General features: G+C 41.1%; 19 protein-coding genes. 2 read left to right on the top strand and 17 right to left on the bottom strand.

The genetic code is table 11. The features are described from left to right. Window positions 1-62 precede the first annotated feature (62 nt). The 6 genes from desA to HNR41_RS08565 form a co-directional block, all read right to left on the bottom strand. Entirely contained in the window at window positions 63-1,088 is a 1,026-nt protein-coding gene (gene desA / locus HNR41_RS08590) for a Delta(5) desaturase DesA (protein ID WP_184283691.1), read from the bottom strand. Between the two features lie 104 nt (window positions 1,089-1,192). Next, window positions 1,193-1,960 carry an aspartate dehydrogenase domain-containing protein gene (locus HNR41_RS08585; RefSeq protein WP_184283689.1) on the bottom strand — a complete coding sequence of 256 codons (768 nt, stop codon included), beginning with the start codon at window positions 1,958-1,960 and terminating at the stop codon, window positions 1,193-1,195. 109 nt (window positions 1,961-2,069) lie between these two features. Further along, entirely contained in the window at window positions 2,070-3,290 is a 1,221-nt protein-coding gene (locus tag HNR41_RS08580; RefSeq protein ID WP_184283687.1) for an Nramp family divalent metal transporter, read from the bottom strand. A 22-nt stretch (window positions 3,291-3,312) separates the two neighbouring features. Then, window positions 3,313-4,254: an agmatinase family protein gene (locus HNR41_RS08575; RefSeq protein WP_184283686.1), complete on the bottom strand. Its 942-nt coding sequence runs from the start codon at window positions 4,252-4,254 to the stop codon at window positions 3,313-3,315. A gap of 66 nt (window positions 4,255-4,320) precedes the next feature. Continuing rightward, a complete protein-coding gene (locus HNR41_RS08570) occupies window positions 4,321-5,160 on the bottom strand; it encodes an NAD(P)H-hydrate dehydratase (RefSeq protein WP_184283684.1) in 840 nt (279 codons plus the stop codon). Window positions 5,161-5,285: 125 nt separating this feature from the next. Continuing rightward, window positions 5,286-6,563: a homocysteine synthase gene (locus tag HNR41_RS08565; RefSeq protein WP_184283682.1), complete on the bottom strand. Its 1,278-nt coding sequence runs from the start codon at window positions 6,561-6,563 to the stop codon at window positions 5,286-5,288. A 162-nt stretch (window positions 6,564-6,725) separates the two neighbouring features. Between HNR41_RS08565 and HNR41_RS08560 the strand changes: the two genes are divergently transcribed. Next, the gene (locus HNR41_RS08560) at window positions 6,726-7,523 is read left to right on the top strand and encodes a carbon-nitrogen family hydrolase (RefSeq protein WP_184283680.1); all 798 of its coding nucleotides are present in this window, start codon (window positions 6,726-6,728) and stop codon (window positions 7,521-7,523) included. Between the two features lie 61 nt (window positions 7,524-7,584). Here the strand turns inward: HNR41_RS08560 and HNR41_RS08555 are convergent, their stop codons facing one another. From HNR41_RS08555 to HNR41_RS08530, 6 genes are all read right to left on the bottom strand, one after another. Next, entirely contained in the window at window positions 7,585-7,911 is a 327-nt protein-coding gene (locus HNR41_RS08555) for a branched-chain amino acid transport AzlD family protein (protein WP_184283678.1), read from the bottom strand. Further along, window positions 7,911-8,618 (bottom strand): AzlC family ABC transporter permease, encoded by a 708-nt coding sequence (locus tag HNR41_RS08550; RefSeq protein WP_184283676.1) that lies wholly within the window; start codon window positions 8,616-8,618, stop codon window positions 7,911-7,913. Before HNR41_RS08550 ends, HNR41_RS08555 begins: the two co-directional genes overlap by 1 nt. A gap of 118 nt (window positions 8,619-8,736) precedes the next feature. Continuing rightward, window positions 8,737-9,207 carry a nucleoside 2-deoxyribosyltransferase gene (locus tag HNR41_RS08545; RefSeq protein ID WP_184283674.1) on the bottom strand — a complete coding sequence of 157 codons (471 nt, stop codon included), beginning with the start codon at window positions 9,205-9,207 and terminating at the stop codon, window positions 8,737-8,739. A 30-nt stretch (window positions 9,208-9,237) separates the two neighbouring features. Next, window positions 9,238-10,725, bottom strand: a complete 1,488-nt coding sequence (locus tag HNR41_RS08540; RefSeq protein WP_184283672.1) for an aldehyde dehydrogenase family protein — start codon at window positions 10,723-10,725, stop codon at window positions 9,238-9,240. A gap of 146 nt (window positions 10,726-10,871) precedes the next feature. Then, complete coding sequence (rpsN, locus tag HNR41_RS08535; protein ID WP_184283670.1) at window positions 10,872-11,141, bottom strand: 30S ribosomal protein S14; 270 nt, start codon at window positions 11,139-11,141, stop codon at window positions 10,872-10,874. A 74-nt stretch (window positions 11,142-11,215) separates the two neighbouring features. Further along, window positions 11,216-11,572: a DUF2200 domain-containing protein gene (locus HNR41_RS08530; protein WP_184283668.1), complete on the bottom strand. Its 357-nt coding sequence runs from the start codon at window positions 11,570-11,572 to the stop codon at window positions 11,216-11,218. Between the two features lie 96 nt (window positions 11,573-11,668). On the opposite strand from HNR41_RS08530, the gene HNR41_RS08525 reads away from it, so the two are divergent. Next, entirely contained in the window at window positions 11,669-12,556 is an 888-nt protein-coding gene (locus tag HNR41_RS08525; protein ID WP_184283666.1) for an SAP domain-containing protein, read from the top strand. A 40-nt stretch (window positions 12,557-12,596) separates the two neighbouring features. On the opposite strand, the gene HNR41_RS08520 is transcribed toward HNR41_RS08525, so the two are convergent. The 5 genes from HNR41_RS08520 to HNR41_RS08500 form a co-directional block, all read right to left on the bottom strand. Beyond that, window positions 12,597-14,153: a glutathione ABC transporter substrate-binding protein gene (locus HNR41_RS08520; RefSeq protein ID WP_184283664.1), complete on the bottom strand. Its 1,557-nt coding sequence runs from the start codon at window positions 14,151-14,153 to the stop codon at window positions 12,597-12,599. Between the two features lie 287 nt (window positions 14,154-14,440). Beyond that, window positions 14,441-14,839: a hypothetical protein gene (locus HNR41_RS08515; RefSeq protein ID WP_184283662.1), complete on the bottom strand. Its 399-nt coding sequence runs from the start codon at window positions 14,837-14,839 to the stop codon at window positions 14,441-14,443. A 33-nt stretch (window positions 14,840-14,872) separates the two neighbouring features. Continuing rightward, window positions 14,873-15,385, bottom strand: coding sequence for a cupin domain-containing protein (locus tag HNR41_RS08510; protein WP_184283660.1), 513 nt, complete (start codon window positions 15,383-15,385; stop codon window positions 14,873-14,875). A gap of 108 nt (window positions 15,386-15,493) precedes the next feature. Further along, window positions 15,494-17,143, bottom strand: coding sequence for a BCCT family transporter (locus HNR41_RS08505; protein WP_184283658.1), 1,650 nt, complete (start codon window positions 17,141-17,143; stop codon window positions 15,494-15,496). A 488-nt stretch (window positions 17,144-17,631) separates the two neighbouring features. Next, window positions 17,632-18,096, bottom strand: coding sequence for a pyrimidine dimer DNA glycosylase/endonuclease V (locus tag HNR41_RS08500; RefSeq protein ID WP_184283656.1), 465 nt, complete (start codon window positions 18,094-18,096; stop codon window positions 17,632-17,634). Window positions 18,097-18,098 lie beyond the last annotated feature (2 nt).

Genomic DNA, 18,098 nt, shown 5'->3' with positions numbered 1-18,098 from the left:
AGACTGGTATATAGAGATAAAACATCCCCCTATTTTACATAGGAGGATGCTGATATTTCTTATTATGCAGTAGTATTCTCTGCAGTCTTACCTGCAAGACGTTCCTTCATCTTTTTAAACGTAATGAACGTATTGTTCTCTTCGTCGTAAAGACGGAACTTTATCGATTCCAAACTTGTTTTTAAAGTAATTGTCGTCGCCTGATGAAGAGGCGGCGTGTTTTCATGTGCTTCTTCTAAATGATAGTTCGGTACACGCGGTGCTAAGTGATGCACGTGGTGGTAACCGATACTGCCTGTCATCCATTCAAGCCAGGCTGGAAGTTTGTAGTAAGAACTGCCGTCTACCGCAGCTTTTACGAAATCCCATTCTGATTCATTTTCAAAGTATGAATCTTCAAACTGATGTTGAACGTAGAATAACCAGATTCCGGCCATACCTGCGATGTAAATAATCGGCAGCTGTACCATCAGCAGTACGTGCCAGCCTAAAGTAAAGCCGATAAGTAAGTAAATCGCCACAATGATTAATGTAAGAACGTGCGTGTTAATACGTTCCTGGCGTTTCGCTGCTTTACGGTTAACACGGTTTGCAATTAAGAATAAGTAAAGCGGACCGAAACCGAATAAAATAACCGGATTACGGTATAAGCGGTACTGGAATCTTTCCCATTTGCTCGCTTCTTCATATTCTTTCACTGTCATAACCCAAATATCACCAACACCGCGTTTATCTAAGTTACCGCTTGTTGCGTGGTGAATCGCATGTTCTTTTTTCCATTTTTCATATGCGAAATGTGTAATAACTCCGGTTACATTCCCAAAGAAATTATTTAATTTTTTGTTTTTAAAGAATGATCCGTGCGTGCAGTCATGGAAAATAATGAATGAACGAATCATAAATCCTGCTGCCAGTATTGAAAATGGCAAGCTCAGCCAGAATGAAACACTTAGTGACTGATAAGCTAAAAACCATAGTATAAAGAACGGCAATATCGTGTTCAGCAGCTGTATGACACTCGTCTTAGTTTGTGATTTTGCATAGGGCATTACACTTTTTCTCAGCGCCGCCTGTTTTTCTTTAGTCATATGCTTTCCTCTTTTCCATATCTATTCGTATTTAATTATGAATGATAAAGAGATTGGCATATAGACTAAACTGTCAGTAAATTCACATGACATTTGTCATGTTATCAGCCGATTTTAACGTTTTCAGCCAGTCTCTCAAGCGTTGCGTACACACTTAATGCTGCAAGTGAACTTGTTTTCGGGTTTTCCGGCAGCGGATTGCTGCTGATTGTGAACTCCGCATCACCAAAACTGCCCGAGATATTAATCGTATGTTTATTTAATTCTGCTTTCGGATCTGCGATCAGTACAACGTTTGTCTTATCAATACCGACTCCTGCAAGCGATAAAATAATCGAGATATTCATGTTTTTCGGGAATTTATCGATGGCATCTTTTGCTTTTCCTTCAAAGACTACTGTTTCAGCATCAACCGGCTCATCAATAAGTGAAGGTGCGGGTTTGCGCGTCGTTAATGTTACAGTGTCCAGGTTGCCTAGTGCTCTCGCATTCTGCACCAGATCCATTCCGCCGATACCGCCTGACGGCAGGTGGAGTGTTTTGTTATTTTCACCCGACACGGTTTTAAGCAGTGCTTCATCGGCCAATGCCCCTATACTGATGAGCATTGTATCTTTTTCCTTAATGATTTCCGGCAGCAGTGCCTTAACCGTCTCTACATTCGCTGCTTCTACGATAATATCCGTATCTGCTGCGAGAAATTCGTTTAAATCTGTGAAGAGTTCCACATTATACTCTTTTTCAAGATGTTTGTACTTATCATAATTCCGCACGAATACGCTTGTTATATTTAAGTCACCATTGCTGCTGCCGTTAATGTTCTTTAATAAATACTGACCGATTGCCCCAGAACCAACTAATCCAATATTCATAAATATTTCTCCCCCTGTTTTTTATGTATTTCTATTCATCTTAAGTCATGCCGGCGGATGAAAGCAATTTAATGACAATAGCCCCTTTACGGGGCCATTGACTAACTATTTATCCGAAAAATGCCGTGACTGCATCGATCATACTGTAAATTCCCAGGAATGAAACGACAGCCACTACTAAAAATCCGACAATGTTTAGAATCGGGCCGTTTTTATGTTTCCCCATAAGCCCTTTTTTGTTAACAATAATGTAAATCAGAATCGCAATCAGCGGCAGAATAACACCGTTCAATGCCTGGGCAAGAAGAATCACTTCAAGCGGTTCAAAGCCGATTGCCGATGTTATTACACCTATCAGTATAACCAGTCCGAAAATCATTTTGAATTTCGTGTTCTTCATGCCGCCCTCCCATTTAAAGAAAGAGCTGACCGTTGCCGCCGCACCCATCGGTGATGCCAGTGCAGAAGAGAAACCTGCGGCAAACAAACCTATACTGATAAAGATCGGTGCCCATACATCACCAAGTATCGGTACAAGCGGCCCTGCAAGTGCAACGACGTTATCGACTTCCTGACCATAAATCAGTGCACCGGCAGAAATCAGAATCGCAGCTGAGATAATCCCCCCGATTGTAATCGAAATAATTGTATCCCAGCGTGCCAGTGCTAAATCTCTCAATCCGTCGAAACGTTCGTGTACAGCTGTTGCATGAAGGAAGAAGTTATACGGTACAACCGTCGTACCGATCAGTGCGATCACCATAATAATCGAACCATCCGGAATCGAAGGTATGACTGCACCGCCGAATACTTCACTCCAATCCGGCTTAACGAGGAACATCGTCGTAATAAACGTCACACCCATAATAACCATTAAGCCGAGCATAATTTTCTCTACAACTTTGTAACTTCCAAGTATGCCAATCGTTAATATGATGACACCCACAATCGGTGCAAGTATATTTGTCGGTATACCAAGCAGATAGCCGAGACCAAGTGACGTACCGAGCAGGTCACCGCTCATGTATGCCGCACAGCCTATTGCCACTGCGAGCATCGAAATCCACACGACAAGAAACTTTCCAAGTGTATTGTTAAATAAATCGTAAATCGCTTCACCAAGGCCCCGTCTTGTGACCAGTGCCAGCCGGATAATCATTTCCTGCAGTACAATTGTTGCAATGATAGAAAATAATACCGCCCATAATAAACTGTAACCGAAGCCGGCACCGGCGCGTGTCATTGTTGTTACTGTTCCCGGTCCGATGAATGAAGCGGTGATGACCATACCGGGTCCAAGTGCTTTCAATATTTCCTTAAATCTGTTCATTGAGATCGCATCCCCTGTCTAATCAGATTTTACCTAAGTGTTTTAAGTGACCGGCGAGTACATAGAGCACTGCGTAACTGACAAAGTGAGCTGAATTCTGATTGGCATCCATCATCGGATACACTTCCACGTAGTCCATACCAGCCAGACCGTACTTTCCGAATTCATGTATTAATGTAAGTAATTCATATGAAGTTAAACCGTTGCCGTCTACAGGACCGCCCGGATTATATGCAAAATCCAGCACATCACTGCAGATGGATAAGTAAACAACGTCGACATCTTTTGCCGCCATATCGTAAATCTCTTTCGCATAGGCACGTAAATCTTTCGCTTCGCGGATGTCGTTTATCGTAATCGTTACTGCACCGTTTTCCTTGGCGTAGCGACCTGTGTCAGGTTTGTTTCGCGGTCCGTGAATTCCCGTATGAATAATCGATTCATTGCGAATTCCTTCTGTTTCGTATAAGCGCATAAACGGCGTATTGCGGGCATATTTTTCGCCTTCGTAATCAGGCATGTTATCGTAATGTGCATCAAGATGTATAATGCCGACTGTCTTGCCGCTGTCAGCCAGCGACTTAAGTATCGGATACGTCACACCGTGCTCGCCGCCGAATCCGACGAGAAACTTACCAGTTTTCCATAATTCAGCAGAGAAATCTTCGATGTTCTGGTATGACTGTGCATTATCATGTGCCACAAACGGCACATCCCCTGCATCGCCGAACGTCAGATGTTCCGTCACATCAACGTGGTCGAGTTCCGGCAGATAACCGCTGTAGCGTGCTGACGATGAACGGATCTGCTTCGGTCCGAGTTCCACGCCAGTATAATCTCCCCACGTGCTTTCCCCTTCGAAAGGTGCACCGTAGAAAATGACATCTGTATCGTACTCACCTTTTTTAACAAGGTTTTCTGCGCCTAAAAAACATGGAATGTTTCCGTAAATATTATCTTTCATGAGTGTAAATCTCCTTTATTATTTATTCTGTTACTCAGCTACCCTGCCCACAATGATTTAAAGATTTTAAGTTAATGCTGCCTGAAACGATTCGCTTAAAACATTGATTACTTTTGATCCAGTCACGGTTTCGATTGCCACACCCTGTTCGATTAAATAATCCGCTGCATAGCCGTGCAGATATACTGCATTCGATACAGCAGGCTGAATGTCTGTCCCCTGCGCAATAAATGCGAGCATCATTCCTGTCAGCACATCCCCGGTGCCGCCTTTAGCGAGACCTGAGTTGCCGGTATGATTGATCCACAATCCGCCTTCCGGCTCTGCAACGATTGTTTCCGGCCCTTTCAGCACGACATATATACCGTAATCTGCCGCAAGTTTCGCAGCTGTTTCATAACGATTACTGTTAACGTATTCGATATCTTTATTAATAATGCGTGCCATTTCGCCCGCGTGCGGTGTAATGATTAACGGTGCTGTCCGTTTTCTGATTAAATCCTCATGACTTCCGAGTTTGTATAATCCGTCCGCATCAATCACCAGCGGTCCATTAAAATTTGTAATTAAGTCCTCGATAATATCATCCGATAAACGTCCGAGACCCGGACCGGCTGCGACTGCATCTTTACCTTCCAGAAACCCGTTCAAATTATCATCTCTGTAATAAAAAGTAGCTTCCGGTACATGTCCTGCAACAATCGGAATGACTGACCGCAGTGTATTAACCGTCGTTAAACCCGCTCCGCTTTCGACCGCTGCAGCAGCACAAAGTGCTGCTGCTCCAGGCATCGTTTCACTGCCTGCGATAATACCGACTTTGCCGTGACTGCCTTTATGGGAATTAGGTTCGCGCTTTGGCCAGTAACCCGACACAAGATTTTTAGACCAGCTGTTTACGTTCATGCACCATACCTCCAAATTTTAGATTCCTAATTCTTATACCCTGTTTTTGACAGGCGATCGGCCGTTTCTGTATTTAATTAAAAAAACCGTGAGATATCCTCTCACGGTTTCAGCAGGATTACTTTTTAGACTTCTTTTAATCCCTGTTCCAGGTCACCGATAATATCATCGATGTTTTCTGTACCAATTGACAGACGTACTAATTCCGGAAGCACACCTGATGCAATTTGTTCTTCTGCAGATAACTGCTGGTGTGTTGTCGATGCAGGGTGAATCACTAATGATTTCGAATCCCCGACGTTCGCCACATGTGAAAACAGTCCAAGTCCGTCGACGAATTTCGCAATCTCTTCCACTGAACCCTCGATACCGAATGTCAGAATTGCGCCTTGTCCTTTCGGCAGATATTTCTTGCCGAGATTATGATACTTATTACTCTCAAGTCCGGGATAATTTACCCATTTCACTTTAGAATGCTGTTCTAAATACTCCGCTACTTTTTGCGCATTTTCTGAATGACGCTCCATGCGGAGATGCAGCGTTTCAAGCCCGAGAAGGAACTGCTGAACGTTAAATGGTGATACTGCAGAACCCAGGTCACGCAGCAGCTGAACGCGTGCTTTAGTAATATACGCTGCAGGTCCGATGTCATTTACATAAGACACACCGTGGTAGCTTTCATCCGGTTCAACTAATCCGGGGAACTTGCCGTTGTCCCAGTTGAATTTACCGCTGTCGACGATGACACCTCCGATTGAAGTACCGTGACCGCCGATAAATTTAGTTGCTGAATGCACGATAATATCTGCTCCGTGCTCAAACGGACGGAGCAAATAAGGTGTGGCGAATGTGCTGTCGACAATAAGAGGCAGGTCGTTACTGTGGGCAATTTCCGCTACCGCTTCAATATCTAAAACATCGATACGCGGGTTTCCAATTGTTTCTGCAAAGACCGCACGTGTTTTATCATTAATTGCCGCTCTGAAATTTTCAGGATCCGAAGGATCGACGAAATGAACTTTAATTCCCATTTTCTTAAACGTTACATTTAACAGGTTGTATGTACCGCCGTACAGGTTCGCAGATGCAACAATTTCATAACCTGTTTCTACAATATTTAAGAGTGATAAATGAATCGCTGCCTGGCCGGAAGACGTAGCTAAAGCGCCCACACCGCCTTCAAGTGCCGTAATACGCTCTTCAAAAACATTCTGTGTCGGGTTCATGATACGCGTATAAATATTTCCGGGTTTCGCCAAAGAAAATAAATCCTGAGCATGCTGCGTGTCATCGAACACGTAGCTCGTCGTCTGTGTAATAGGCACCGCGCGTGATTTTGAATCATCTACCGTTTGCCCTGCATGTATCGTTAAAGTTTCTAAATTCCAGTTTTCGTTAGTCATATTAATCCTCCATTGTATTGGTTGAATTTTCAGATATTAAATATAAATCAAATCATACTATCTCACTATGTATTTTGCAAGGTAAGAAATGCTTTTCTTTACATACAGTTTTTAGACGTATACTGTGGAGTTAAATTTCTAAACGATAAAAGGAGTGCAAAGATGAAAATTCAAATCTTTCAATTTCAAGTCATCGACAGCGATACAGAAGCCAATTTAAACAAAGTGGAAAACATGTTCTCTGAAACTGATTTAAGCAGCACAGATGTTGTCGTCCTGCCCGAAATGTGGACTTCAGGTTATGATCTCGAAAATATAAAAGACTACGCAGCTGACCATCTTGAGCCGGTAAAATCATTTATTGCCAAGCTGGCTGCAGATAATAATGTAACAGTTGTTGCCGGATCAGTTCCGAATACGTACGGAGACAGCGGTGTCTATAACACTGCTTTTACAATGGATAATAATGGCGAATTGATTTACGAATACTCCAAGATGCACCTTGTACCGATGCTGAATGAGCCCGAATTTCTGGAAAGTGGCGACAAATCTGCTGAAGGATTTGAAATTAACGGTGAAACAGTTGGCCTGGCCATCTGTTACGATTTAAGATTCCCTGAACTGTTCAGGGACTTGTCTTTATCAGGCGCAAAAATTATATTCGTCGTTGCAGAATGGCCAATTGAACGGACAGAGCACTGGGTGACACTGCTTAAAGCAAGAGCGATTGAAAATCAGTGTTATATCGTTGCCAGTAACACTGTCGGCACACAGAGTAACGGTACTGAATTCGCAGGCCGTTCAATGATAATCAATCCATTTGGAGAAATTCTGGCTGAAGCGGAGAAAGACACTGAGGAAGTCGTCACCGCCGAGATTGATCTGGATTATATTGATCAGGTCCGTACTGATATTCCTATTTTTAAAAGCAGACGAAAAGATTTGTATAAAAACTTATAAAAAACATCCTTCATTCTAATTAATAGAGTGAAGGATATTTTTAACTTGTTATACCATCTATCTAAAACACCATCTGCACTAAAATCATATAGAAAATCGTGCCGCCTGCAATCGACAGCAGCATACTCTTTTTCCAGTAATGCAGAATAATAATCAGTCCGACTGCGAGCAGTTCCGGCAGGAAGCCGCTGATTGTTGTAACTTCCACTTCTCGTAATGAATAGACTACGAGAAGACCGAATACGGCCGGCGGGAGCATATATCCCAAATATTTTATGTATTGCGGCGTTTCTTTATCGCTGCTGAATACTAAAAACGGCAGAAATCTTGTCGTCAGTGTCCCCAGTACAACACACGCAATAATAATTATTTGCTGAGTTAGTGTCATTACGAGATCACCTCTCTTTTGGCCATCGTCTTTCTAATCAGCGTCAGTGCAATTAAAATCAGTACCATCGCCGGGATGATAAAGTTCCCAGGGCCAAAGATAGCAAGGCTTAATACAGATGCCGCAATACCGATAATTGAACTGACGTGGTATCTTTCCTTCATCCACTGATCCAGAAAAATCACGACAAACAGCGCGGTCATTACAAATTCCAGTCCTTCTGTATTAAACGTTACGGCAGAGCCGAACAGACTTCCTATCGTTGTACCGCCTACCCAGTACAGCTGGTTCAGCACGGTAACGTAAAACATAAACCATCCTGAATTAATGTGAGCCGGTGCTTTTTCAGTACTGTTAATAACGAAAGTCTCATCACACATTCCGTATATTAAATAATACTTTTTCTTTCCCACACCCCTGAACTGATCGAGCATGGATATTCCATAGAACAGATGCCTCGCATTAATCATCAGCGTCAGCAGAAATGCACTGAGCGGGTTAAATGCACCGAGCAGCATGCTGCCGGCTACAAACTCCATCGAGCCTGCAAAAATAAATATACTCATTAAAATTGCATACCACGGTCCAAAACCAAGCGAGTTCATGTAAATTCCGTAAGCAATTCCGAGGAATGAAAACCCTGCAAGAATCGGAATGGTTTTCGGAAAAGCGTATTTCAACGTTGCGATATGGTTATCAAAAGACATCTCTGCCACCTGCTTTATGTATTTTTATATGCTGTGGTAACTTTCCATCGGCAATTTCACTTTACAGTCTGTTATAACATAAAAAAACAGCATATTCTGAAAATATGCTGTAAAAACTTTATTTTTCTTTGGCTATAGGCGCAAAGCTGTAGTTTTCGAATCTCTTTCTCTTCTTTTCATTAAAATCATATTTCGCAAGTTTATCGATATCCTGAATATACACATCCAGCGAATCCGTCAGCATCAGGTTAACCGGCGCTTCCGTTACAGGATCTTTTTCCTGATAGAGAACAATAAATTTATTCAATGCCTTGCCATAGCCGATTTCAAAACCAGTACCGGGGTCAACGTGTTCTCCCACATAGTCATGAACGGCAACGACAGCGTCACACCACTCAATATATTTAATGTCGTTGTTATATACAAAATCGCGCCACTCATCAGAACCATGTTCCAGGTGCTCAACCTGCTGCAGACGCGGAGAGAAAACTTCCGTTACTGTTGGGTTATCTGCCAGAGCTTTCTCCACGCGTTTTACACGTTCAACCTGTTCTTCGTCAAAAAATGGACTTGCTAAATAAATTTTCATTTTATAATCCCCTGTTCTTATGTGATGAAATTAATCTATTTTATGATTTACAAAAACACTTTTCACTTCGATATAGTTGGAAATACCGTATTCCCCGCCCATTTCTCTTCCTATACCGGATTTTTTATACCCGCCAAATGGCATAGTTTCCATTTCAAGACCAACGTCATTGATCCATACCGTTCCGGCTTTCAGTTTGCCTGCGATGTGATGACCTTTCTTAATACTTTCCGTCCATACACTTGCAGCGAGACCATAGTCGCTGTCGTTCGCACGTTTGATTACTTCATCAATTTCATCGAAAACAAGTACTGACATTACAGGTCCGAATATTTCTTCTCTCGCAATCGTCATGTCGTCTTTTACATCAGCGAAAATTGTCGGTTCAACAAAATAACCCTTGTCGCCTTTTCTTGAGCCGCCGGTGAGTAATCTGGCACCTTCTTCTTCACCTTTTTCAATGTAGCCGAGAACAGTATTTAATTGTTTTTCTGACACTAACGGTCCATACTCAGTACTTTCATCAAGTCCCGGTCCAACAACTGCCTTTTCGGCTTTTTCTTTTAATGCTGTCAGTACATCGTCGTAAATTTTACGTTGTACATAAATGCGTGTTGTTGCACTGCAGTTTTGACCGGAATTATACATCGTCCCGTCAAACATGCCGTCAAGTGCTGCATTAAGATCCGCATCTTCCAGAACTACTGCCGGTGATTTCCCGCCAAGTTCAAGCGTTACACTCTTAATGTCGTCTGCAGCAGTTTTCATAATTAAGCGGCCGGTCTCAGTAGATCCCGTAAATGCTACTTTATCGATGTCTTTATGCGTCACAATTGAGTTGCCTGCAACACTTCCTGTCCCGGGTACAACATTGACAACACCGTCAGGGAATCCTGCTTCTTTAAATAATTTGGCTGCATATAATAACGACAGTGGTGTTTCCTCAGCCGGTTTAATTACAACAGTACAGCCGGCAGCCAGTGCTGCACCTAGTTTCCACCCTGCCATTGCAAGCGGGTAGTTCCATGGAATAATCTGTCCGACAACACCTACAGGTTCATGCACAGTGTATGTGAGGTAATCATTCAGTGCATTTGTTGTCTGACCTGTAATTTTAGTTGCCCATCCGGAATAGTATCTGAAATGCTGAATCGTACCGTCGACATCATCTTCCAGCGCCTGCATATAAGGTTTCCCATTATCGAGTGCCTCCAGCTGTGCCAGTTCTTCACGATGTTCTTCCATCAGATCCGCAAGTTTATAAATAATATGTGAGCGTTCTGCCGCTTCCATCTGTGTCCATTCACCATTATCAAATGCTTCTCTTGCAGCCTGTACTGCTTTATCGATATCAGACTCATCAGCTTCTGATACTTTGGCTATAAACTCTTCCGTTGCCGGATTGAATACATCAAATGTCTTTCCGCTCGCTGACGGAACATAATTTCCATTAATATATAATCCCTTATCTCCGTTCAGGAATTCCTGAACGCGTTTTTTCAATGCTGCAGTTGCCATATGAGAATTGTCCCCCTTTGATTAGTCCTTACAATTATTCTAATATTATATTTCATTAAAATCATTTTTTTCACTCTTTAAAGAAAAACAAAATAAAAAAAGCTGCATAAACCGGATATTATTCCAGTTCATACAGCTTTTTTATTTTACCAGCTCGCTTTTTTCACACCAGGGATCTGTCCTTTATGTGCAAGTTCTCTGAACTTAATTCGCGACAGACCGAAGTCTCTGATGACGCCTCTCGGGCGACCTGTCAGCTGGCATCTATTAGTTAATCTTGTTGGCGATGAATCTCTCGGTAATTGTCTTAATCCTTCGTAATCACCGTTTGCTTTCATTTCCGCTCTAAGATCTTTGTATCGTTCCACCATTTCCTGCCGCTTTAACTCTTTTGCTACTTTTGATTTTTTTGCCATATCAACTCTCCTTATATTATAAATCGTAATTATTACGCTTTATAATATAACATGCAGATTGTCTTATCTCAATACTACTGCTCTGTTCTTAAAATCTTCTCCATTTTCTTACCCTTAGCCAGTTCATCAATCAGCTTATCCATATAGCGGATTTCCTGCATCATCGGCTCTTCTATCTCTTCGACTCTGATTCCGCAGATCACACCTTTTACTTCTCTTCTTGCCGGATTCAGTGCAGGTGCCTGTTCAAAGAACTCTTCGAAGTTTACTTCTTTTTTAATCTGTTCTTCCATCTCTCTCTGTGAATAGCCCGTCAGCCAAAGAATAATTTCATCCACTTCTTCTTTCGTTCTGCCTTTTCGTTCAACTTTTTTAATGTAAAGCGGGTACACTGTACTGAAACTCATTTTATAAATTTTATGCTCGGCCATTGTTCTTCTCCTCTTTAAAATAGTAAATAACTGACATCTTTCTCTCATTCATTTATAATAAAATACGAACGTACGTTTGTACAGGATGTGATAATAATGAATCTGGATGCTGTTGAAGTGCTCTTTCTGCATTATGTAAACGGCAAAACCGAACAGGAAGCAATGCAGCATAATTTTTGGACAGCCGAATATAACCGCAGTCCAGAACAGCTGTTAAATCAACTGATTGAAACAGGCTCTGTTGCAAAGTCCCATGATCTTTTTTTCACCCTGACTAAATTTACAGTCCCTGTTATAAAAAATTTACTTAAAAAATCCGGCATTAAGGTCTCCGGATCGAAGCAGGAGTTAATTGAACGTGCCAAAGAGCATCAGGCATTTATTGATTTAACTGAGCTTGATTTAGAAGGTGTTTACGTTGCCGATGATTCACTTGAAACTTTTCTTCATGACACTGTTTTTATAAATTATATCAGTCTTCACGGCCCTGTTACTATTCAGGAAGCTTACGCTTTTTATCTTAAACATCCGGATATGAGCAACTCTGAAATTATTATTGCACTGCATGAAGAGAAAATTGCTGCCGGTATAGATAAATCTAATAAATATGATGTGGTGAAATGTCATCATCTGCTGGCGGAATACTACAGCACTGAATTGAACGATATTGAAAACAGCCTGCGCCACTTGAATCTGTTCACGATACTGATTGTATTGCAGTCCATCCAGAGATACCTGCAGCCTGAAGCTCGTATGAAACAAGACTCTTTTTTTAATATCGATAACTACACGATTGAGAAATATCGCAATTTGTTACTCATGAAACAATTTACGATTAATGAGCTGTACGATAAACTGCTGGACCACTCAGAAAAACTGCCTTATTCTAATAAACACATTACACTCGCGGCTCAGTTCATTATCAGATACATTATTGGGAGCGGGCAGGCAGAAACAAAAATGATTGAGAGTCTGAGGTTATAACAGTTTTAAAAACACCGAGGATATTATCCTCGGTGTTTTTCTATTTATTCACTTCTTTTAAAAAATGGAAACTTGCTGGATGTTGTGCATAACCTTTCACTTCATCGCTCATTCCAACTAATAGGTATGGATGATAAAGCGGTATTAAAGGCGCTTCATCTATAATAATCTGCTGTGCCTCTTCATATAATTCCAGACGGCGTTCTTCATCTATTTCTGAACGCGCATTGCTTAATAATGTATCTACTTCATCATTAGAAAAATGAGTCCGGTTGCCTGATGTCCCAATATTAGATGAATGGAACAAGGGGAATAATCCGTAATCTGCATCAAGTGTTACAGTTCCCCAGCCGCCTATAAACATGTCATGTTCTCCATTGCCGACGTAATCCAGGAATGCTCCCGGATCAATTTGATAAATCTCCAATTCAATATTTAATTCTTTTAACTCCTCCTGCAGATAGGTCGCAATATCCGCCGCTGTTCTATCCTGCACAGTAATTTCTGCTGTGAAACCATCTTCATAACCGTTGTCTGCCAATATTTCTCTCGCTGTATCCGGGTCATATTCAACTGTTTCAATATTATCGCTATGTCCGTTTACAGCTGCACTCAACGGTGTATCCGCCACAACTGCCTTTCCTTCAAGCATAATATTAATAATCTCTTCTTTATTTACTGCGTGAGCAATTGCCTGTCTGAGCGCTGGATCGTTAAATGGCTCTTTTTCTGTATTGAAGCCAACGTACTCCATACGAACACTTTCTGTTTCATTTACCATCGTGCCTTCCTGCTGACTAACCTGTGTAAAATCATTCGGATCTAATGGATAAATTAAATCTGCATTTCCTGTGGTTAATTCAGCAATTCTCGTTGCATCTTCAGGTACAGCATTAAATGTAAATGATGCTGCCTGAGCCGGCTCTCCCCAATAATTTTCATTTCTAACCAGAGTGACATATTCTCCCTCAGAAATCTCTTCAAACTGGAAAGGCCCTGTCCCAATTGGTTCTTTGTGTACTGCTGTTAATAACTCTTCCTCTGTATAGTCTTCTTCAATTACTGCCGGACTGATCATTCCGCCCGCTGGATGTGCCAGGTGAGACGGTAAAGCAGCAAATGGACTTTTGGTTTTAATATGTATTGTAAATTCATCAATCACTTCAACTTCATCGATAAGCTCAAATAAAAAAGCTACCGGCGAACCAACTTCTTCATCTCTCACCCGGTCAAGGTTCGTTTTTACTGCTTCTGCATTAAATGCTTCACCATCATGAAATTCTATTCCTTCTCTCAAAGAGAATTCCCAGGTGTTATCGTCAAGCTGTTCGTAAGACTCAGCGAGACCCGGTACAATTTCAAGATCCGGCGTAAATTCTACCAGTCTTTCATAGATATTTACATTTACATGGTTAGATGGCTGATCATTCGCTGCATGGGGATCCATCGAATTTGGCGTTGCAAGCAAGCTCATGCTTATATCCGACGCAGTACTTTCCTGATTATCTGCAGCATCTTCATCTGTTTCGCTGTCATCAGTGCAAGCTGCAAGCAGGCTCAATAAGACTGCGGTCAATAAAATTAGATATCTCTTCATTAGTTTTCCTCCATTTTTAAATTAACATCATTATACATAGTATTTTAGTAGGAATAAAGATTTGTATCCCAAATTTATTTTCAGATTATTTTGACTTAGTAAATGATTAAGCCTATAATTTGGCATTATTCAAACTTTAAATAAAAATAGCCATCCGAAGTTAACCTGTTTATACTGCTCGGTACATACTTGGGTTCAGCGATTATTGCTGAAATCATTTTAAGAATTCAGGGTATCGTATAAATCACACATAAAAAGACGGAAGCACATTGCTGCTTCCGTCTTTTTTATTCAAAGCTGTCTTTGGAGAAATTTTTATATCCTGAAACCTTCTGAGTTTCATAAAACTCTTCAAATCGTTTTACAGTTTCTTCATAACTTAATCCGTCGAGGTGGTAAATCATACCAAAGTTTTCGGATTCCTGTGCCGGCAATGCTTCTATAGTGTAACCTTCTTCAAATTTAATACACTGCAGAGTATCTACTTCGAGTCCTCTATTGTGAAATGCCAGTGTCGCAAAGCTGTCTTCCTCTTCTGTGACATCTTTTACTGCACTTTCGACCTGTCCCCATGTGGGGTTTTGATAGTCATCGAGACCCGTCGACAATTCCGTATAAGGCTCCAGCGACTTATCGTCTGCTTCATTGTTGTCGTCATCCTGTTTCAGAAAATCAAATATCCCCATGTTCATTACACTCCTCTTTATATTTCAGATAATCTATAAGTCTTTCCAGTATTCAAATAAAGGACCGTCAGCACCAAATACCGGATCGTTTTCAGGCATTGGCACATTTCTTATATTTTTAAGTTTTTCTTCGCGTTCTTCCTTTTTACCGTAGCAGAAATCATATTCTTTGCCGTCCGGATACGCACCGTACACTGCAAAGTCCGAACTGCTGTCAATTTTCTTATGACCGAATCCTGCAGGGATAACGGCGACATCTCCTGTTTCGACTGTAACTTTCGTACCTTCTTCACCGCCGAGATGCAGTGTGGCACTGCCGCTGTCTACAACAATTACTTCATGCGTGATGCTGTGGTAATGATGAAAAGATGCCACGCCGCCTTTCCATATACCACGCCAGTTATTATCACTTAATATTTTTTCTATATCGTCCTGTTCTTCCATCACATTTTTATAATGCAGCAAAGGATAATATGGATGATTTGGTATCATGCCGTCATCGGAATGCTTCAGAGGTGTTATTTCAATTTCTGCTGCTTTTCTCAAAACAATATCCTCCTAAAAATTCGTATACATGTATTTGCCCGTTTTCACCGGTAAGTAATCATTAAAAAAAGGATGCCGGCAAGTCCGGCATCCTTTTATACAGTTATTCTATTTATCTTGTTCATTACTTTCCGCTTCAACTTCAGGCGGCTGTTCATCCGGAAGTGTTTCTTCAAACGCCTCGCGTTTTTCTTCCAGTTCTTTTTGTGTATCTTCTCTGTAACTTGATTCAAAAATCAGCTGCTGTTTCTCAAGCTGAATAATGCCGTGTTCACTGCGCAATGCTTTGTACAGTGATATTGCGAGCATAATCACGATAAAGGTGAACGGGAATGCCGCAATCAGCATTGCCATTTCAAGCGCTGTTAAACCACCGGAAGCAAGTAATACCATTGCTGTACCAGCTAAGATACCGCCCCAGATTAATTTAACTTTAAGCGGAGGATTCAGTGAACCGCCTGTTGTCAGCATGCTCAGTACGAAAGTACCGCTGTCCGCTGATGTTACAAAGAATGATGCAATCAGTAATATCGCAATACCCATAATTAGGGGTGCTGCCGGATAGTTTTCAAGGAATGCGAATAATGCAACTTCATTACCTTGGGTTTCTATCAGACTGTACAGTCCGCCGCCAAGAAGGTTATCTGCTTCAATACCTGCAACACCAAAAATTGCGAACCAGATTGCACTGAATAATACTGGAACACCCATTACACCGATGATGAATTCACGGATTGTTCTGCCTCGTGAAACACGTGCAATAAAGCTTCCGACGAATGCAGCCCAGCCAATCCACCAAGCCCAGTAGAATAATGTCCAGTCGTTCAGGAATCCTCTGTCACCAACAAATGAGTTCATGTTAAATGTCATACTAACTAAGTTTTGCAGATAGTTTCCGGTATTCGTCATAAATGATTCAATCATTAATACTGAAGAACCAAATACAAATACGAAAATCATTAATGCAATCGCAATAACAACGTTACCCATACTTAAGTAACGGATACCTTTGTTAACCCCTGTCGCTGCTGATGCGATAAATGCAATTGTAATAATAATAACTACTATCATCTGTGTCAGCAGATTATTTTCTATCGCGTCAAAGCTGTAGCTGAGTCCTGCTGTAATCTGTGTGGCACCGAGACCCAGCGACGTTGCAATACCAAAAATTGTACCGAATACTGCTATAACGTCAACTGTTGTACCCATCCAGCCTTTTGATCTTTCACCGATTAATGGTGATAGTGCTGAACTCATTAGCAGCGGTGCGTTGTGTCTGAAGTTGAAATATGCCAGTGCCAGTCCAACTACTGCATATACTGCCCATGGGTGAAGTCCCCAGTGAAATAATGTATATTGTAGTGCTTCCTGCTGAGCAAGTGCCGTGCCGCCTTCTGTAATCGGCGGGTTGTGGAAATGTGTCAGCGGTTCATTTACACCGTAAAATACAAGTCCGACACCCATACCTGCTGTGAACAGGAACGAGAACCATGTGAAATAGCTGTACTGAGGTTTTTCATCCTGTTTACCTAAACGAATCTTACCGTAAGGACTGATAACAAGATAAAGTGCAAAAATTACAAAGCCCGTCATTGCGAGCATATATACCCAGCCGAGTTCATTAGAAATAAAATTGTTAATATAACCTAAAATAGTTTCCAGATTCGCCGGGAAAAACGCGCCCCATAAAATAAATACAAATGCGACAGCAAGTGAAATATAGAATACAGGGGTTACTGTTGATTTTCTGTTTCTCATGAAATATCCTCCTTATTAAATTGTGATGTCTCATATAAAGACACACTAAATAAAAGAGAGGTCTCTATATAAGATAATCGGTGATTCTTTAACACTTTACTTTTTTGTGAGAAAAAAGATGGAAGGTGCATGTGCACTCCAGAAAAAAATGAAATAAAAACGGTGACGTTAGACAATGTCTGAATAATACTTCAGGACATAGGTTCATTGCGAATAGAATCGCACGACAAAGGGATGCATAGTTAAATATGCTCTAAACAACTAATAATGCTAACATGGATAATGGTAAAATTAAACATCTCCAGGACATGAATGCGTTTTAACTCCTTCATTAGTGTATTTTTACATAAATAATTCCCTGTTTTTGTCTACTATAAACTTATATTGCCAACATGACTGAAATACAGCATTCAAATCCCGCGCTGATAAAAAATATTTCAGATAAAAATAATCAGGCTCAGACTTTTTTAAAAAGTCTGAGCCTGATTTCATTTTATATTGCAGCGCGGTGATATTTTATCCAGCCGCCATTTATCAAATAATAATTGTTCATAACGTCCGTAAACTGCTTCACCGTATAACTTTTCATCACCGTAAACGAAGAAAGGCGGAATTTGCTCGGGATTAAACTTAATCTTGTGCGCCTCAACAATCTCACTGAGTGCAGACAAATCCTTCCTGAATTCAATTGAGCGCTTCCCTCCACGCCGTTGATGCTCCTCATCCAGCTCTTTAAGCAAAGCATGTGCATCTAGTATATAAGGGTATCCTTCATTATAAATAGACTTCACAATCGGATGAGTAAGATAACGGGTATTCGTTTCAATAATTTTCATTTCTCCAAGACAGACCTGGATAATTTGATACATTTCCAGCACCTGTTTAGACAGCCGTCGATTATCTAAAAATTGCGCACTTATCTTATGATTTTCGTGCACTCTGAAAATTTGCATAC

The organism is Jeotgalicoccus coquinae (assembly GCF_014207425.1).
GTDB classification, from domain to species: Bacteria; Bacillota; Bacilli; order Staphylococcales; family Salinicoccaceae; genus Jeotgalicoccus; species Jeotgalicoccus coquinae.
The sequence above is the reverse complement of the archived record's forward strand: the minus strand, read 5'-3'. Positions and strand labels throughout refer to the sequence as shown.

Coding starts and splice junctions, on each gene's coding strand:
- desA (WP_184283691.1), bottom strand. CDS start 1,088: ATGACTAAAGAAAAACAGGCGGCGCTGAGAAAAAGTGTAATGCCCTAT.
- HNR41_RS08585 (WP_184283689.1), bottom strand. CDS start 1,960: ATGAATATTGGATTAGTTGGTTCTGGGGCAATCGGTCAGTATTTATTA.
- HNR41_RS08580 (WP_184283687.1), bottom strand. CDS start 3,290: ATGAACAGATTTAAGGAAATATTGAAAGCACTTGGACCCGGTATGGTC.
- HNR41_RS08575 (WP_184283686.1), bottom strand. CDS start 4,254: ATGAAAGATAATATTTACGGAAACATTCCATGTTTTTTAGGCGCAGAA.
- HNR41_RS08570 (WP_184283684.1), bottom strand. CDS start 5,160: ATGAACGTAAACAGCTGGTCTAAAAATCTTGTGTCGGGTTACTGGCCA.
- HNR41_RS08565 (WP_184283682.1), bottom strand. CDS start 6,563: ATGACTAACGAAAACTGGAATTTAGAAACTTTAACGATACATGCAGGG.
- HNR41_RS08560 (WP_184283680.1), top strand. CDS start 6,726: ATGAAAATTCAAATCTTTCAATTTCAAGTCATCGACAGCGATACAGAA.
- HNR41_RS08555 (WP_184283678.1), bottom strand. CDS start 7,911: ATGACACTAACTCAGCAAATAATTATTATTGCGTGTGTTGTACTGGGG.
- HNR41_RS08550 (WP_184283676.1), bottom strand. CDS start 8,618: ATGTCTTTTGATAACCATATCGCAACGTTGAAATACGCTTTTCCGAAA.
- HNR41_RS08545 (WP_184283674.1), bottom strand. CDS start 9,207: ATGAAAATTTATTTAGCAAGTCCATTTTTTGACGAAGAACAGGTTGAA.
- HNR41_RS08540 (WP_184283672.1), bottom strand. CDS start 10,725: ATGGCAACTGCAGCATTGAAAAAACGCGTTCAGGAATTCCTGAACGGA.
- rpsN (WP_184283670.1), bottom strand. CDS start 11,141: ATGGCAAAAAAATCAAAAGTAGCAAAAGAGTTAAAGCGGCAGGAAATG.
- HNR41_RS08530 (WP_184283668.1), bottom strand. CDS start 11,572: ATGGCCGAGCATAAAATTTATAAAATGAGTTTCAGTACAGTGTACCCG.
- HNR41_RS08525 (WP_184283666.1), top strand. CDS start 11,669: ATGAATCTGGATGCTGTTGAAGTGCTCTTTCTGCATTATGTAAACGGC.
- HNR41_RS08520 (WP_184283664.1), bottom strand. CDS start 14,153: ATGAAGAGATATCTAATTTTATTGACCGCAGTCTTATTGAGCCTGCTT.
- HNR41_RS08515 (WP_184283662.1), bottom strand. CDS start 14,839: ATGGGGATATTTGATTTTCTGAAACAGGATGACGACAACAATGAAGCA.
- HNR41_RS08505 (WP_184283658.1), bottom strand. CDS start 17,143: ATGAGAAACAGAAAATCAACAGTAACCCCTGTATTCTATATTTCACTT.
- HNR41_RS08500 (WP_184283656.1), bottom strand. CDS start 18,096: ATGCAAATTTTCAGAGTGCACGAAAATCATAAGATAAGTGCGCAATTT.